This is a genomic window from Sphingomonas montana, from assembly GCF_001956315.1.
GTDB lineage: Bacteria > Pseudomonadota > Alphaproteobacteria > Sphingomonadales > Sphingomonadaceae > Sphingomonas_R > Sphingomonas_R montana.
This window is the reverse complement of sequence record NZ_KV887144.1, coordinates 239,689-255,369: the sequence shown is the minus strand read 5'-3', so window position 1 is coordinate 255,369 and position 15,681 is coordinate 239,689. Positions and strand designations below refer to the sequence as shown.

Sequence of the window (15,681 nt, the reverse complement as noted above, 5' to 3'; positions counted from 1 at the left end):
TTTTCATCAGAACGCCACGCTGACGGTGCCGAACACCTGACGGTCCGCCAGCGGGAAGAAGTTGTAGGTGCCCGACGCGGCACCGATGCTGAGCGTGGATTCCGCACGCTTGTTGGTAAGATTGGTGACGTTGAGCGCGACCGTCATCTTGCGAACGAACAGCCCGGTGCTCAGTGGGATATCCGCCGCGATGCGCGCCGACATCGTATAGTAGCCGCCGACGCTGAGATCGTTCGTGAACGTGGCGTAACGCTTGCCCAGATAGTCGCCGATCAGCTGCAGCTCGACCGGTGCGACGTTGAGCGTAGCAACCGTCTTGTTCAGCCATTCGGGGCTGCCCGGCACCTTCTTGCCGGACGTCGGCACGACCGTGAGGGCGGTACCGGTGACATAATCGTCCTGATAGACCGAGCGGTTGTAGGACAGCGCGTTGTAGAGCGAGAATGTCGGGCCGAACCGCAGCGTCGCGGCAGCATCGATGCCGTCGGTCTTCACGCTGCCGACATTCTGCAGGATCGTCGCACCGCTGGCGATCGCGGTGATCGTGGTGTTCGGGCTGATCGCGAGCAGGCGGTTGCTGAAATCGACGTGATAATAGCTGATCTGCCCTTCGATCGCGGTCAGCGGGCCGAGGTCGACCTGATGGCGCGTGCGCAGGCCGGCCTCGTAGGTCCAGCTGGTTTCCGGCTTGGTATTGTCCTTGAAGAATTCGAACAGCGTCTGGCTGCCGAGCGCGAAGGGCGACAGGCCCGCGGCGGCGCTGGTCTGGAACTGGCGGATGTTCTTCTGGGCATTGAAGAACAGCTGTTCGCTGCCCGTCACATCCCAGATGCCGCCGACCTGCGGCAGGAACCAGCGTTCGGTCTTGATCCGGCCGACGGGCAGTTCGCGCGATCCGGTGAACGAACCCGGAATCGGCTGGACCGGCACCGCCTGGCGCGCGTCCTGGATCGTACCTTTGAAGCCGGCCTGAACCGTCAGCTGCGGCGTGATGTGCCAGGCGTCCTGCAAGTGATACTGATATTCCTTCACGCGGATCTGGCTGCCATATTGCGTGATGAGCGGCGTCGCATAGTCTTCGGGCCGGCTGTACGGATCGGACGGGTTGTTCACGTCGAGCCCGTACCAGCGGCGGTAGGCGGACGATCGCTGATGTTCGTACCAGCCGCCGATTTCCAGGTCATGATCGCCGATCTCGGCGCGCAGCGTACTGATCGCGCCGTAGCGTTCGATCCGGTATTCGGTGGTGCGCGTCGCGATGCCGGCACCGCCGAAGATGGTCGACAACCGCGCGAGATTGGTCGCCGACGTCGGGCTGCTGCCCGCGGCTCCGGGATAGTAGAAGGAGAACAGCAACGGCAGGCCGGCCGCGGTGATCGGTCCGGCGACAATGCCCACGCCGCTATTGTGGTGATAATAGCCTTGGTTCGACCACGTCACATCATCCGCGACGTTCAGGTCATATTTGGCATAGCCAAGATAATCGCGTCGCAGGGCGGCACTGTAATAGTTGCGGTAGTTGGCGCCCGGTGCGGCGTTGACCGCGGCATATTCTGGCGACTGGAAATAGGCGACGGCACCGCGGAAGTCCGGATAGAGGAACGGCCGGATGTAAGGCGCGACACCTCGGTTATCGACGGCCGCGGTTGTGCCGGTGGCTGGCCGCACAACGATCGAGGTGGCGTCCTCATTGGGTTCCTGCTTGTCCGAAAAGGCGAAGTAGCCGGTGAACGTACCGCTATCGTCGGTGTGGACGAGCTTGGCGTTCGCCTGCCAGCCCTTCTGCTTGCCGTTAAAGTCCCATGCCTTGGCATATTGCCGGACGCCGGACACGTAGAGACGGGTGTTGCCACCGATGTCGCCACTGTCGATCCGGCCATAGGCGCGAAATGCATTGTGGCTACCGATCGTCGTCGCGGCGCGGATGCCGAAATCGGCCGCGGGATCGCTGCTGAACGTATCGATCGTGCCACCGAGATTGCTGGTCGACGGTGTTCCGAGATTGCCCGCGCCGGTCGCCAGCGTGACCCGGCCGACATTTTCCGAGATCACGGCGCGCTGCGGCGACAGGCCGTTATAGTTGCCATATTGCTGGTCGCCCAGCGGCACGCCGTCGAGCGTGTAACCGAGCTGCTGCTGGTTGAAACCGTGGATGAACAGCGAGATATTCTGTTCGTTGTTGCCCCAGGGATCGGCTGTGAGGAAAGTGACGCCGGGCAGTGTCTGGATCGCCTTCAGCGGGCTGATGCCGGGCAGGATCTTCTGGATCTCCGGCCCCTCCAGTGTTGCGACCGACCGGGTCACGCGGCCGGTCACGACGATGGCGGCTTCGCCATTCGCCGCCTCATCGCCCGGAACCGCGGACGACGCGTCAGCCGCGGTCGCCGGAACGTCCGCCGCTTGGACGATGGTTGCGGTGGACGCGAGCATAACGGCCAGAATCGAACGAGAAGCGACGGACATGGAACCCCCTGAATTCGTGCCTTTCCGGCACTGCTTGTGCGCGGTAGCGGGGCGTTCGCGTCACTTCGGTGACGTGACTGTTGCTGCTTCGTTACAGCGCCGACTTTGCGAACAGCGGATCGATTTGGCCTGCCAAATGCTCGCAGCGCGTGGCCTTCGATCAAGGCAGATCCGGTTTCCGGGCATCGCGTCCGGGACCGCGATGGTACGTGGTCATCGGGGACGTCTCGCCGTCAGCTCGGGGGGAAACGAAGCGCGTCGACCGGCTTGATGGAGTTGCGCGGTCGAGACTGTCGGTAGCGGCACCGCTGCTGACGGACGCCTTTGCATTACGAGCGAAAATTGCAGCTGGTCGTGCCGGCCTGCGTGATCGGGGGGCAGGCATCGGCTGGCCGGGTTGCCCGGCGTCGCGGCCGCGTTCTTCTGCATCGGCGGTTTCGAAATCGGTTGGTCGGCGGCGCGCGCGTCACCCTGTGCGCGAACGTGTTCGGCAACTATAAGGGTCGACACCGTCGAAGGCATGGCCGGCATGTCTGCATAGGTGGCGGCTGTTCTTGCGTAGGAATATGTTGCGCGCCCGGACCGCTGGCGCTGCGCGAAGTCAGGAAGGCAAGTGACGTGTTGATGACGCAGACGATGCGGTGGTTCGGGCCGAACGATCCGGTGAGCCTGCATGGAATACGCCAGTCCGGCGCGACGGGCGTTGTGACCGCGCTGCACGAGGTGGCGAACGGCGCGGTATGGACCGCAGAGGCGATCGCGGCGCGCAAGGCGATGATCGCGGCCGCCGGGCTCGACTGGCGCGTGGTGGAAAGCCTTCCTGTCGACGAAGGGTTGAAGACGCGTTCTGCGGACTGGGACCGGCTGATCGATCATTATCGGCAAAGCCTGACCAACCTGGCCGCCAACAGCATCGACGTGGTTACCTATAATTTCATGCCGCTGCTCGACTGGACACGGACGGACCTTCATTGGACACTGCCCGACGGAGCCCGCGCGCTGCGGTTCGAGCGGGTGGCGGTGGCCGCCTTCGACATCTTCATCCTGCGCCGGCCAGGTGCGCAGGACAGCTATGACGATGCCACGCTCGCGGCGGCCGAAGCGCGATTTGCCGCGATGGACGACGCGGCGCGCCAGATGCTGGAACGCACGATCATCGCGGGCCTGCCGGGCAGCGAGGAGGGGTTCAGCACCGCGCAGTTCCGACAGGCGATCGAAAGCTATGCAGGGATCGACGCCGGTAGGTTGCGGGCCAATCATGTCGCTTTTCTGGAGGCGGTCAGTCCGCTGGCCGACACGCTGGGTATCCGGCTGGTCGTCCACCCCGACGATCCACCCTTTCCGATCTTCGGCCTGCCGCGGGTCGTGAGCACCGAGGCAGATGTGGCCGCGCTGTTCGCACAGGTGCCCAACCCATCGAACGGGCTGTGCATGTGCACCGGATCGTTCGGCGTGCGGGCCGACAACGACCTTCCCGGAATGGTCGATCGGCTGGGCAGCCGGATCGGCTTTCTGCACCTGCGGTCCGTTCAGCGCGAGCCGGACGGGGCATTCCACGAGGCCGGGCATCTGGCCGGTGACGCGGGCATGCCGGCGGTGATGGCCGCGATCCACCGGCTGTCGGAGCAGGAGCAGCGCAGCATCCCCATGCGCCCGGATCACGGCCACCAGATGCTCGACGATCTGGGGCGCAGTACCAACCCCGGCTATTCGCTGCTGGGCCGGATGCGCGGTCTTGCCGAGCTGCGTGGGCTGGAACGCGGCATCGCACACGCAGCGGGCATGTTGGCATGATTTGCCCCCTTGACCCGATGACGTGCAGTCGCGCGCATGCCTTATGCGGGGAAGGTATCGTTCCCGGTTAACGGCCCGCACGGCGATAGCGACGCGCGCTGATTTTCAGACGAGCGGCGTGACGCGACACCCCGTCGGGCAACGGCGCCTTTCCCATGCGTGGCGGACAGCCCGGGTGCGTGATCATGTGATGCTCGACCGGGTCGTGGAGCCCGCAGAACGCGCTCCGATCGTCACGGAGCCCGTTCACCGATGAAGTCTTCGCGGCCGCTGTTCCCTATGAAGCGATGCCCGAACTACGGTGGACCGGCGTCGCCCCCGCGATCGCCCATTCGTTCGCCGAGTCGCACGGACCGTTCCGGTGCCCAGCCCTGGTCGAAGACGACCGCCCCCGGCCTGAACAGCATCACGATCGTCGAGCCGAGCAGGAAGCGACCCATCTCCTCGCCCTGCGTCAGGACGATGTCCCGGTCGGCATAGGTCCATTCGGACGGCGCGCCGGTGCGTTTCGGATTGACCACGCCGTGCCATACGGTGGCGATGTTGCCGACGATGGTTGCGCCGACCAGGACCATCGCGAACGGACCATGGTCCGCCGACTCGAAGATGCAAACGACCCGCTCGTTGCGGGCAAACAGGTTCGGCACCCCGCGCGCTGTCACCGGATTGACCGAGAACAGCGCGCCCGGCACGTAGATCATCCGCCGGAGCGTACCGTCACAGGGCATGTGCAGGCGGTGATAGTCCTTGGGCGACAGATACAGGTTGGCGAAGCTGCCGTGGCGGAACTGGGCGGCCAGCGCGGCGTCGCCGCCGAGTAGCGCCGTGGTGGTGAAGCGGTGGCCCTTGGCCTGCACCATGTGGTGATCGTCGATGGCGCCGAACTGACTGATCGCGCCGTCGACCGGGCATATGAAATCGGCGTTGGCGATTGGGCGCGCGCCGGCTTTCAACGGGCGGGTAAAGAAGTCGTTGAAGCTCCTGTAGCTGCCAATGTCCGGATCGACGGCCTCGCGCATATCGACGCCGTAAGTGTGGACGAACCAGCGGATCAGACGGGTCGTCAGCGTGCCGCCCCGCGCGCTGGCGATGCGGCCGGCCAGAATGGTCAGGCGGCGCTTGGGCAGCGCATGTTGCAGCAAAATCTTCAGACGATCGGACATCGGAACCTCGAAACTACGCTGTCGCAACGATGCGCCGACCGGTCGAGCTTTGAAAGCCGCAAGCGCGACGGCGGGTTCACGCGCGGCCAGGCGGACAAATAATGACTGCGCGGCCTCCGATCGAGACGGGCGTACCGCCTTACCACAAGCCGATCCAGACGGTTTCGCGTGCGGCGGGATGGGAGTCTCCAATAGGGCGTGGTGACCGACGCAAGATCGGGGGGAACCAACCGGCAGGGTCGTGCGGCCAGCGGCGGCGTCAGGAATAACGGGCGCGTCGATGGACAACGCCGGGGGACGTCGGAATGCACGCGGAGACACTGTGCGGTCGATCGGTTGTGATCCTGCTCGCAGGCGCATTTGCCGTCGCCTCCTGCGCTCAAAGCGGAAGCGACGAACCACCGGAAGAGGCGATCGCGGCACAGGCCGCAGTCTGTCGCCCCGAACTGACGGTCGATAGGAAGACGGGCGCGGCAGGCGATACCGGAGCGCACCATGCAGGTCACCGGGTCAGGGATTGTCCAGACGGTGCCTGATATCGCCGTGCTGGACATATATCTCCGGGGTGAGGGGCCTGCGCCCGATGATGCCACGACCATGATCGCGGCAAAGCAGAAGGCGGTTACCGATGGGTTGAGGGGGTTTCTCGGTTCAGACAGCGAGCTGACCGCCAGTAACGTCGTCATCATCGAGGCGCGGGCGAGCAGCTGCGCGGACGCGCGGGGTTATGGCAGCCAGCCACGCCTCAGCACCGGCGATTGCGCCGTGAGCGGCTTCATCGCGACGATGCAGCTGCGCGTACGCACGCGCGCGGTCGGCAAGTCCGCGACGGCGGCGGGGCTGGCCTCGCGCCTCGGTGCCAGCGACGCGCGTGTGCAAGGCTTCGCACTGTCGGACCCCGAAGCGGCGCAAGCCAGAGCCAACGCCGCGGCCATCGCCGTCGCCGGCCGGCGAGCCGCAGCGCTGGCGAGCGGCGCGGGCCTGCGCCTGGGTTCGATCGTCACCGTTCGCGATCAGGCAGGCTATGACGGGACAGCGTTAACAGCGTCGCTTGCACGGGAATATGTGGTGGCCCCACCCATGGTGCGCTCGCCGATGGTGATAGCGCTGAAGCCGACGCCGATCGAGACCAGGGCTCAAGTCCTCGTCACCTACGCCATTGCGCCTTGAGCAGTCTTGCCTGCCGACTTCGACGTCCCTTTTGGGCTCGGTCCGGCCACTTTCGTCGATGATTGGTGCCGTCACGTCGGCTGTACCGGGCGTTCCAGCGGACCTCGGGCATCGTTGCGGTTGGCCTCTCCCTCAGGATCCGGAGACAGGATCTGACGATGCTACGCGCGGATCGCCCCGCCGCGCCGTGCTGGCGCTGGTCGTGCATCATACCATCAGGGCTCCTTAATGACCGCGCGGTGACTCAGGTGCATCGCATGCGATCCGCGACCGGGTTCTAGACGCGGCATCGGATGACATCGCGGCCTATGTCGCCAAGATCGATCGCGAGTACCGCGCCTCGGCCAGCTTTTTCGTAAAGCAGACGAGGACGCGATATGTGGCCGCCGTGCCGGGAAACGCAGGGGCGGGCGCTGGCGAGACCCGCTGGAAGCGATCGCGCCAATCATGCTCGCCGCTGATAGTAGTGGTGGTGCTGGTCGTGCCGTTCGTCGCCCGCGCCGAACGCCGGACAGCCTAGCGCACGCGAGAGTTGGTCGGTGCTGGCCGTGCCGCTGGTGCACGATGCCACTGCGGGGGAATCAGGTGCGGACATCGCCACCTCCGAAAATGATCTGGTTGCGCATTTCGGGCTTGAAGAGCTGGTAGAGGAATGCCTGATCGGCGCTGACGGCGTCGAGCGTGGCGCGTTGTTCTTCGGGCAGGATCAGGGCCAGTGCCGCCGCGTTATCGCCGACCTGTTCGGCACGACTGACACCCATCAGCGTTGCGGCAACGCCGGGCCGGCCGACGACCCAGGCCAGCGCGACACGCGCCGGTGTCTCGCCAAGATCGGCGGCGACCTGCCTCAGCACCTCGAGGATCCGCCAGTTCCGGTCGGTGAACAATGTGTCGCCGAACGGATTGTCGCCGTCGAGCCGCTTGTCGTCCGCGGGCCGGGTCGCGCCATCCGTCACGCCTTGATTGGGCACGCCACCGCGGCGCTGTGGTCCGGCCTCGACGGTCGCACGGTCATATTTGCCGGTGAGCAGGCCGTAGGCGAGGGGGCTCCACGGCATGATCCCCATACCTGCCGAGAGCGCGAGCGGGACATGTTCGCTTTCGATGCCGCGTTCCACCAGCGAATAGAAATATTGCAGGCCGATCGGCCCCGGACAGCCCTGCAGCCGGGCGAGGGTCGCGATTTCCGCAACGAACCAGGCTGGGGTGTTCGACATGCCCCAGTAGCGGATCTTGCCCGCGGCGACGAGGCCGGTCATCGTTCGCAGCAATTCCGCGGCCGGCGTGATCCCATCCCACACATGCACCCAGTAAAGGTCGATGAAATCCGTCCGAAGTCGGCGGAGCGAGCCTTCGACCGCCGCGATGACGTGGCGCGCGCCGTTGCCGCCTGCGTGATATCCCCGGCCGGTCGCGAAACCGGACTTCGTGGCGATCACCGTCCGGTCGCGGGCCGATCGTTCGGCGACGAAGGCACCGATCATCTCCTCCGACCGGCCGCCGGCATAGACGTCGGCGGTATCGATGAAATTGCCGCCGAGCTCGGTGTAGCGGTCCAGCACGGCGCGGCTGCCGCTTTCGTCCAGCCCCCAGCGCGGGGTGCCGAAGGTCATGGTGCCCAGCGCCAGCGGGCTGACGAGCAGGCCGGAGTGGCCAAGTGGGCGATAGGTTTCGAGGTTCATCGACAAGCATCCCGGTAGTGATGATGCCGCCCAAGATGGACGCCATGAGCCCCGGCAATTAGACGGCTACGGGCGCATGGGTCACTGAAGGATGTTCAGCAATGGATCGCGAGCTATGGTCCGGTCTTGCCGTATTCGCGGCGATCGTCGAGGCGGGCAGCTTCGCGCGGGCCGCGACGCGGCTTGGCCTGTCCGCTTCGGCGCTCAGCCATGCGATGCGGTCGCTCGAAACCAGGCTCGGCATACGCCTGCTCGACCGGACCACCCGGTCGCTGTCCCCGACCCGCGCGGGCGAGCAACTGCTGCTCAGCCTGAAGCCGGCGATCGACTCCGTCGAGAAGGCGCTGGGTGACCTGGACGACGACCGTGACAAGCCGGTCGGTCACATCCGGGTCAGCGCGCACCGCGTTGCGGCGGTTTATGCGATCCTGCCACGCCTCGAACGTTTCGCGCGGGACTACCCGGATGTTGCGGTCGAACTGGTGGTGGAAGACGGGTTCGTCGATATCGTCGCGGACCGCTTCGATTGCGGCGTGCGGCATGCGATGACGTTGCAGGGCGACATGATCTCGGTGCGGATCAGCGCTCCCGTTCCGCTCGTCTATGTCGTGGCACCGGCCTACCTTGCCGATCGGCTGCCGCCGACGGGTCCGGACGATCTCGATACACATCGTTGCCTCTGCTATCGCCATACCTCGTCGGGCGTCGTTCATCGCTGGGACTTCGAACAGGGTGGGCGCGCGTTCGCACGCGCGATCCGCGGCGACTTCACCACCAATGACGTTGACGTGATGCGCGACGCCGCCGTGGCGGGGCTGGGCGTCGGATGCCTGCCGCTGCCGCACGTGGCCCGGCAACTGGCGGACGGCACGCTGGTCGAGGTGCTGGCCGGCTGGGCGCCGACCCTCCCGCCGAACCACCTTTATTATCCGAGCCGGCGGCAGCCAACCGCAGCGTTCCGGGCCTTTGTCGACGCGATGCGCGCCTGACCGTCGCCTGCGTCTCCGTGCGGGTGCCCGCAGGCCCGGGCGAAGAGATCGGGTCAGGCCTGAAGCGGGTAACGTGCGGCGATTTCATACTGCGCGCCGGAAGTCAGCAAATGGCTCTCGAACAGGCTGAACGCGTCTGCCTGCCAGCTGTCACGCAGGTCGGCGTGTCTGGTCAGCCAGTCGGCGATCGAGCCGGTGTGACGGTTCAGGCGCGCGATCGTGATGTGGGGGGTAAAGCGCCGGGTTTCGCAGCCAAGTCCCGTCAGGTCACAAACCCGATCGATCTTCGTCCGCAGCCGCAGGAGTTCGGCTGTGGGCGGTACCTTCGCCCAGATCGCGGTCGGGGAGCCCTTGCGCTCGAAATGCGACACCCCGTCCAGCGCCAACTCGAACGACGGCATCGCGATGCTTGCCAAGGCAGCGGCCAGGTCGTTGGCCACCTCGCGCTCGACTTCGCCGACGAAGCGCAGGGTCAGATGCAGTTGCTCATCGTCCTGCCAGCGTGCGCCATCCAGCGCCTCCATGGTATCGATCAGTACCTGTCGCACGGCGGCGGGTGGCCGGATGCCGATGAAGAGGCGGTGGGGCATAGTGGCTACCTGTTATTTCGGTCCGACCTGCCAGTACCTCGCGCCAGGAAGGCGGCATGTCGGGTGAGGAGCGCCGCGGTGCGCGACGTCGGGCGATGCGGCAGGCATGGATTGCTGTCATCGCTGCCTGCCGCTGCGCCGCTACTGCCTATGCTGCGGCTTGTCCTGCGTGCGCGTATCGAAGTCCGCGGCATCATGCCGTTCGTGAAGCTGGCTGGACGGCGCACCGGTGACCCGGTTCACCATGCGGCCGCGTTGCACGGCGGGACGGGTGGAGACCTGCTCGGTCCAGCGTTGCAGGTTGCGATACGCCTGCACCTGGAGAAACTCGCCCGCGCCGTACAGTTCGCCCTGCGCCAGCCGACCGTACCAGGGCCAGATCGCCATGTCGGCGATCGTATAGTCGGGACCCGCAACGAACATGTTTTCCGCCAGTCTGCGGTCGAGCACGTCGAGCTGCCGTTTGGTTTCCATGGCGTAGCGATTGATCGCATATTCGATCTTTTCGGGCGCATAGGCATAGAAGTGTCCGAAGCCGCCACCGACGAATGGTCCGCTACCCATCTGCCAGAACAGCCAGGACAGGCATTCCGCACGCGCCTGACCCGCGGATGGCAGGAAGGCGCCGAATTTCTCCGCAAGATACATCAAAATCGCGCCGGACTCGAACACGCGCACGGTTTCGGCCCCGCTATGGTCGACCAGCGCCGGGATCTTGGAATTGGGATTCACCTCGACGAAGCCGCTGCCGAACTGGTCCCCATCACCGATGTGGATCAGCCAGGCGTCGTACTCGGCATCCGCGTGCCCTACTGCGAGCAGTTCCTCCAGCATGATGGTGACCTTGACGCCATTGGGCGTACCCATCGAATAGAGCTGGAGCGGATGCTTGCCGACCGGCCGGGGCTTGTCGTGCGTGGGGCCGGCGGTCGGCCGGTTGATGCTTGCGAAGCGACCGCCGCTTTCCGAATCCCAGGTCCAGACGGCGGGGGGCGTGTAAGGGTCTTTGCTCATGATCGGTCTCCGGTGCAGCCGGGGTTGGAAACGCGGGCAGCGGCAGATGGCACCAAGGCCGCCGTAAAGATCCTGACATCGTCATCCGTCGACGCCCGGCCCCGTTGTACCCGACCGCACGACCGGAGTTGCCCACGGCACAGAGCGGCTCCAGATCCCGCCGTCACAGGCGTTGTTTTAAGTGACGGACCGAAACTCCGCCTGACGTGCCATCAGCGTTGTTTCTTCGATTGGGTGGCGGTGAAATCCGGGTCCTTCTTCGCGACCCAGTCGACGAACTTGCGCACGGCCGGGTTGGCCAGCAGGCCGTCCACATCCAGCCCATGCCGTTGCAGTTCGGAATTGGTGAAATTGGCGATCACCGTCTGCTGACAGATGGGATGCATCGGCACGACGTCGCGGCCGCCGCGGCTCTTGGGGACGGGGTGGTGCCAGACGGTCGTCTTGCCGATGGGCCGTCCGCACAGCCAGCAGAATACAGCAGGCGTCGGGGTTTCATCGCCCTGTCGCATGTCGTCCTGCACGGAATGTTTCGAAGGCTTACGGGCCATATGTCTGCCTGGAGTTTCTCATTACGTTGCCTGATGCCGGGGCCGACCGCATCGCCGGCCATACGCTATTTGCCGTTCAGGACGCGCTTGGCGTCGAATACGGCGTCGGCGGCCCGATCGCCGACCCGGCCTACATCCCGATCGAACTGGCTGACGATACGCGGTGCCGTCAAACCGTCCAACCCGGCGCGCAGCTTGCGTTGATAGTCCTGCCGCGAGTCCGCCTTGGCGAAAGTCCGGGCCTTGAACTCAGAAAGAGCGCCTTCGAACTTGAGCCGGTCGCGCGGGCCGAGATCGGCTTTCGCTGCGCTCAAGGTTCGGTCGAACGCCTCTGCGCTGCTACCGTCTATGACGGTTGGCACGTCGGCGCCGAAGCCACATGCCGATACGAGGAGACATGCCGATAGCAGGTGCAACTGTCGCATGAGATGTTCCCTTAATGCCCGCTTCGATCGCAGTTCCGAATCTGATGGTAGCGGGTCTACGCTTGATATTCGAGCCGGAGGGCGCGCCTAGGCGGTTCGGTTCGCAACGGCCTAGGCCTTGAAAACCGATCGGTGATCCGAGGCTGCATCACCGGAGTAGCCCGTGCAGGTCGGGAAACCACCGAGCGGCGTCTCCATGCCGAGACGTCTCATGCCGTTAAATGTCGACTCCCGGCGCCTATCAAGCACAGCGACATTCCGCTTACGTGCCCTGAAATGGTGACCCCTACGAGAATCGAACTCGTGCTTACGCCGTGAGAGGGCGTCGTCCTAACCGCTAGACGAAGGGGCCATAGCGGTGTCGCGTTCCTATGAAGCGACACCGCGTCCGTCAAGCATTTCCGTCCGAAACCGAAGCCGTCAGGCGGCGGCGCGTTCGCGGATGCGCATCTCGTCGTTCAGCATCTCGGCCAGCAGGAAGGCGAGCTCGATCGACTGGCCGGCGTTCAACCGCGGGTCGCAATGCGTATGATACCGGTCGCCGAGGCTTTGTTCGGTGACGTCGATCGCGCCGCCGGTGCATTCGGTCACATTCTGGCCGGTCATTTCCGCGTGAATGCCGCCGCCATGGGTTCCCTCGGCGCGGTGGACGGCGAAGAAGCCGCGCACCTCGGCCAGGATGCGGTCGAACGGCCGCGTCTTGTAGCCGCTGGCAGCCTTCACCACGTTGCCGTGCATCGGATCGCACGACCAGACGACGGGCCGCCCCTCGCGCTGGATGGCGCGGACGAGCGCGGGCAGGTGCTTCTCGATCTTGTCATGGCCGTAGCGTGTGATGAGCGTGATGCGGCCGGGGATGCGCGCCGGATCCAGCGTATCGAGCATGCGGAGCAGCGCGTCGGGATCGAGACTGGGGCCGCATTTGACGCCGATCGGGTTGTGGATGCCGCGCAGATATTCGACATGCGCGGACCCTTCGAACCGGGTCCGATCGCCGATCCACAGGAAATGTGCCGACAGGCCGTAATAGTCGCCGGTCAGGCTGTCCTGCCGGGTCAGTGCCTGTTCGTAGGGCAGCAGCAGCGCCTCGTGGCTGGTGAAGAACTGCGTACCCTTAAGCTGCGGCACGGTTTCAGGATTGATCCCGCACGCCGCCATGAAGTCCAGCGCCTCGCCGATCCGGTCCGCGACGTCCTGATACTGTGCTGACCACGGGCTGCGGCCCATAAAGTCGAGCGTCCAGGCGTGGACCTGATGCAGGTTCGCATAGCCGCCCTGGCTGAACGCGCGCAGCAGGTTCAATGTCGCGGCCGACTGGCTGTAGGCGCGGATCATGCGCTGCGGGTCGGGTTCACGCGCGGCCGCCTCGAACCCGATGTCGTTGATGATGTCGCCGCGGTAGCTGGGCAGCGAAACGCCGCCGATTTCCTCCATGTCGGTGGAGCGTGGCTTGGCAAACTGGCCGGCCATCCGGCCAAGCTTCACGATCGGCAGCTTCGACGCGTAGGTCAGCACGACCGCCATCTGCAGGATGACGCGGAACGTATCGCGGATATAGTTGGGATGGAATTCCGCGAAGCTTTCCGCGCAATCGCCACCCTGCAGCAGGAATGCCTTGCCGGCCGCGACCTGCGCCAGCGACGCGGTCAGGTCGCGCGCCTCCCCCGCAAACACCAGTGGCGGGTAATGACCGAGTTCGGCCTCCGCCGCGGCCAGCCTGCCCGCATCGGCGTAGGTGGGAAGCTGACGGGCTTCGGCCTGTTTCCAGCTGTCGGGGGTCCAGTTCAATGACATCGCTTCATCCAGTGAGTTCGTAATTTCCTTGCGTCGGTCGGCGCGCAAACGCAACAGCCGCAATGGTGAGGGCAGCGGCGGAACCGTCAGTCGCCCAGCAGCGGACGCCATTCCCAGCCCAGCGGATCGCCGTCCATGACATCCACGCCGCCTGCCGCCAGCCGATCGCGGAGCCTATCCGATTCGGCAAAGTCGCGGGCGGCGCGGGCGGCCGCCCGGTCGGCGATCAGTGCTGCGACCTGTGCGTCGTCCAGCATGGCGGTAACCGGCCGGATGGACAGCGCCCGCCGGTCGAGCGTGACCAGCCCGAGACCAAGGACGAGATCCATGCTGGCGACGAGCCGGAGCCGTTCGTCGGCGGACAACGCCTTGGTGGAAATCGCCTCGTCCAGCACCGGCAGCGCCTGCGGCGTCATCAGGTCGGCGGCGATCGCGGCGTCGAACCGGTCCAGCCAGACGCGCGCGGCGTTGCTCAGCGGTTCCTCGATCACCGAGCGCTGATAGGATGTCGCGGCGCCGCGCGTATCGCGGGACTCGGCCAGCACGCGCAGCCAGGCGGTATCGGTCGCCCGGTCGCGCAGCGCGGATACGGCCGATACCAGCCGTTTCAGCCGGGTCAGCGCGGCCCCGAGGCTGTCGACCGAAAATTCCAGTTCGGACCGGTAATGCGACGACAGGCACAGCAGCCGGTAGGCCAGCGGCGCGATACCGCGATCGACGAGCGACGCGAGCGTGGCGAAACCACCCTTCGACTTCGACATCTTGCCGCCGCGATCCACCAGGAAATTATTGTGCATCCACACATTGGCCCCGGTCGCCGAGGTGCAGGTGAACGCCTGATTCTGTGCGATTTCGTTGACATGATGAATCTCGCGGTGGTCGATGCCGCCGGTGTGGATATCGAACTGCCGGCCAAGATATTTCAGGCTCATGACCGAACATTCGAGGTGCCAGCCGGGCGCGCCGGGGCCCCAGGGCGACAGCCATTCCATCTGTCGGTTCGCATCCGGCGGCGACGTGCGCCACAGCGCGAAATCGGCGGGGTTGCGCTTGCCGGCGACCGGATCGATCCGCGCGACCGTCTCGTCCGGCCGTGCGCCGGCGAGCAGACCGTAATCCGGCGCGCGGGCGGTATCGAAATAAAGCCCGCCGTCCAGTCGGTAGGCGGCACCGTGCCTCTCGATCGTCCGGGCAAAGGCGATCATGTCTTGAACATGGTCGGTCGCGACGCTCCAGAGCGTCGGCGGCAGGATGGCGAGGGCGGCCAGATCGGCCTTGAACGCCGCGGTGTAGAAGGCGGCGACTTCGTGAATGTCGCGCCCGGCCGCGGTCGCGGCGGCCTCCATCTTGTCGTCGCCCGCGTCGGCATCCGACGTCAGATGGCCGACGTCGGTGATGTTGACGACGTGATTGACCGCATAGCCCTTCCAGTTGAGCGTGCGGCGGAGCGTATCGGTGAAGACATAAGCGCGCAGGTTGCCGAGATGCGCGTAATTGTAGACGGTCGGCCCGCAGCTATAGATCCGGACCATGTCGGGATCGATCGGCAAGAACGGCGCGGTGGCGCGCGTCATGCTGTTGAACAGGACCAGCGGGGCAGATGGGGTCAGTGGGGCAGGGGGCGTCATCCGCCGTCCATAGGCGCAGCGCCGGGCGGCGGGCAAAGAAAAAGGCGGGGGTCCGCAATGGACCACCCGCCTTCAAACCGTCTGCTCCGGTCCGAGGACCGGAGCAGCCACGATTACATCGCGTTTGCGGCGTTCGCAGCAACGGCACCGTTGTCGACGGCGTCTTCGACGTTGTCGGCAGCCGCAGACATGTTGTCAGCAGCATTCTCGAGAGCGGCTTCGGTCGACTCGTTCGTCGCGTTGTCGGCCTGGTCTTCGAGGGCGTCGGCGGTGTTCTCCATCGAGTCCGCAACGTTCTCGGCGGCATTTTCGGCCGGAGTATTGTTCGTGCAGGCGGCCAGAGACATCAGGCCGGCGGCGACGACGAAGCTGAGCTTCTTCATATGTGCTGCTCCAAGAAAGGCAAACGGAAGGGCCG

General features: G+C 65.4%; 13 protein-coding genes and 1 tRNA gene. 3 read left to right on the top strand and 11 right to left on the bottom strand.

What is annotated here, in order from left to right:
* Nucleotides 1–6: 6 nt before the first annotated feature.
* The gene (locus BKY59_RS05930) at nucleotides 7–2,430 is read right to left on the bottom strand and encodes a TonB-dependent receptor (RefSeq protein WP_129586215.1); all 2,424 of its coding nucleotides are present in this window, start codon (nucleotides 2,428–2,430) and stop codon (nucleotides 7–9) included.
* A 657-nt stretch (nucleotides 2,431–3,087) separates the two neighbouring features.
* Between BKY59_RS05930 and uxuA the strand changes: the two genes are divergently transcribed.
* On the top strand, nucleotides 3,088–4,257 hold the full coding sequence (gene uxuA, locus BKY59_RS05925) for a mannonate dehydratase (RefSeq protein ID WP_076069435.1): 1,170 nt from the start codon (nucleotides 3,088–3,090) through the stop codon (nucleotides 4,255–4,257).
* Nucleotides 4,258–4,553: 296 nt separating this feature from the next.
* Here the strand turns inward: uxuA and asd are convergent, their stop codons facing one another.
* On the bottom strand, nucleotides 4,554–5,420 hold the full coding sequence (gene asd / locus BKY59_RS05920) for an archaetidylserine decarboxylase (protein WP_076069432.1): 867 nt from the start codon (nucleotides 5,418–5,420) through the stop codon (nucleotides 4,554–4,556).
* A 495-nt stretch (nucleotides 5,421–5,915) separates the two neighbouring features.
* Here asd and BKY59_RS05915 point away from each other — a divergent pair, with 495 nt between their 5' ends.
* Nucleotides 5,916–6,590 (top strand): SIMPL domain-containing protein, encoded by a 675-nt coding sequence (locus tag BKY59_RS05915; protein ID WP_076069431.1) that lies wholly within the window; start codon nucleotides 5,916–5,918, stop codon nucleotides 6,588–6,590.
* 581 nt (nucleotides 6,591–7,171) lie between these two features.
* Here BKY59_RS05915 and BKY59_RS05910 read toward each other — a convergent pair.
* Complete coding sequence (locus BKY59_RS05910) at nucleotides 7,172–8,272, bottom strand: aldo/keto reductase (protein WP_076069428.1); 1,101 nt, start codon at nucleotides 8,270–8,272, stop codon at nucleotides 7,172–7,174.
* 101 nt (nucleotides 8,273–8,373) lie between these two features.
* Here BKY59_RS05910 and BKY59_RS05905 point away from each other — a divergent pair, with 101 nt between their 5' ends.
* Complete coding sequence (locus tag BKY59_RS05905; RefSeq protein WP_076069427.1) at nucleotides 8,374–9,261, top strand: LysR family transcriptional regulator; 888 nt, start codon at nucleotides 8,374–8,376, stop codon at nucleotides 9,259–9,261.
* 53 nt (nucleotides 9,262–9,314) lie between these two features.
* Here the strand turns inward: BKY59_RS05905 and thpR are convergent, their stop codons facing one another.
* The 8 genes from thpR to BKY59_RS05865 form a co-directional block, all read right to left on the bottom strand.
* Nucleotides 9,315–9,851: an RNA 2',3'-cyclic phosphodiesterase gene (thpR, locus tag BKY59_RS05900; protein ID WP_076069425.1), complete on the bottom strand. Its 537-nt coding sequence runs from the start codon at nucleotides 9,849–9,851 to the stop codon at nucleotides 9,315–9,317.
* Nucleotides 9,852–9,992: 141 nt separating this feature from the next.
* Nucleotides 9,993–10,865, bottom strand: a complete 873-nt coding sequence (yghU, locus tag BKY59_RS05895) for a glutathione-dependent disulfide-bond oxidoreductase (protein WP_076069424.1) — start codon at nucleotides 10,863–10,865, stop codon at nucleotides 9,993–9,995.
* Between the two features lie 212 nt (nucleotides 10,866–11,077).
* Nucleotides 11,078–11,416 (bottom strand): hypothetical protein, encoded by a 339-nt coding sequence (locus BKY59_RS05890; protein ID WP_076069422.1) that lies wholly within the window; start codon nucleotides 11,414–11,416, stop codon nucleotides 11,078–11,080.
* 65 nt (nucleotides 11,417–11,481) lie between these two features.
* Nucleotides 11,482–11,841 carry a hypothetical protein gene (locus BKY59_RS05885; RefSeq protein WP_129586214.1) on the bottom strand — a complete coding sequence of 120 codons (360 nt, stop codon included), beginning with the start codon at nucleotides 11,839–11,841 and terminating at the stop codon, nucleotides 11,482–11,484.
* A gap of 277 nt (nucleotides 11,842–12,118) precedes the next feature.
* Nucleotides 12,119–12,193: transfer RNA gene (locus BKY59_RS05880), tRNA-Glu, on the bottom strand.
* 68 nt (nucleotides 12,194–12,261) lie between these two features.
* The gene (locus tag BKY59_RS05875; protein ID WP_076069774.1) at nucleotides 12,262–13,635 is read right to left on the bottom strand and encodes a class II 3-deoxy-7-phosphoheptulonate synthase; all 1,374 of its coding nucleotides are present in this window, start codon (nucleotides 13,633–13,635) and stop codon (nucleotides 12,262–12,264) included.
* An 86-nt stretch (nucleotides 13,636–13,721) separates the two neighbouring features.
* The gene (gene cysS, locus BKY59_RS05870) at nucleotides 13,722–15,263 is read right to left on the bottom strand and encodes a cysteine--tRNA ligase (RefSeq protein WP_076069419.1); all 1,542 of its coding nucleotides are present in this window, start codon (nucleotides 15,261–15,263) and stop codon (nucleotides 13,722–13,724) included.
* 113 nt (nucleotides 15,264–15,376) lie between these two features.
* Nucleotides 15,377–15,646 carry a hypothetical protein gene (locus tag BKY59_RS05865; RefSeq protein ID WP_076069418.1) on the bottom strand — a complete coding sequence of 90 codons (270 nt, stop codon included), beginning with the start codon at nucleotides 15,644–15,646 and terminating at the stop codon, nucleotides 15,377–15,379.
* Between the last annotated feature and the right edge of the window lie 35 nt (nucleotides 15,647–15,681).

Excerpts from the sequence above, each read along its gene's own strand:
- asd (WP_076069432.1), bottom strand. The coding sequence starts at position 5,420 with ATGTCCGATCGTCTGAAGATTTTGCTGCAACATGCGCTGCCCAAGCGC.
- cysS (WP_076069419.1), bottom strand. The coding sequence starts at position 15,263 with ATGACGCCCCCTGCCCCACTGACCCCATCTGCCCCGCTGGTCCTGTTC.
- BKY59_RS05890 (WP_076069422.1), bottom strand. The coding sequence starts at position 11,416 with ATGGCCCGTAAGCCTTCGAAACATTCCGTGCAGGACGACATGCGACAG.
- uxuA (WP_076069435.1), top strand. The coding sequence starts at position 3,088 with ATGACGCAGACGATGCGGTGGTTCGGGCCGAACGATCCGGTGAGCCTG.
- BKY59_RS05915 (WP_076069431.1), top strand. The coding sequence starts at position 5,916 with ATGCAGGTCACCGGGTCAGGGATTGTCCAGACGGTGCCTGATATCGCC.
- yghU (WP_076069424.1), bottom strand. The coding sequence starts at position 10,865 with ATGAGCAAAGACCCTTACACGCCCCCCGCCGTCTGGACCTGGGATTCG.
- BKY59_RS05930 (WP_129586215.1), bottom strand. The coding sequence starts at position 2,430 with ATGCTCGCGTCCACCGCAACCATCGTCCAAGCGGCGGACGTTCCGGCG.
- BKY59_RS05865 (WP_076069418.1), bottom strand. The coding sequence starts at position 15,646 with ATGAAGAAGCTCAGCTTCGTCGTCGCCGCCGGCCTGATGTCTCTGGCC.
- BKY59_RS05910 (WP_076069428.1), bottom strand. The coding sequence starts at position 8,272 with ATGAACCTCGAAACCTATCGCCCACTTGGCCACTCCGGCCTGCTCGTC.
- BKY59_RS05905 (WP_076069427.1), top strand. The coding sequence starts at position 8,374 with ATGGATCGCGAGCTATGGTCCGGTCTTGCCGTATTCGCGGCGATCGTC.
- BKY59_RS05885 (WP_129586214.1), bottom strand. The coding sequence starts at position 11,841 with ATGCGACAGTTGCACCTGCTATCGGCATGTCTCCTCGTATCGGCATGT.
- BKY59_RS05875 (WP_076069774.1), bottom strand. The coding sequence starts at position 13,635 with ATGTCATTGAACTGGACCCCCGACAGCTGGAAACAGGCCGAAGCCCGT.
- thpR (WP_076069425.1), bottom strand. The coding sequence starts at position 9,851 with ATGCCCCACCGCCTCTTCATCGGCATCCGGCCACCCGCCGCCGTGCGA.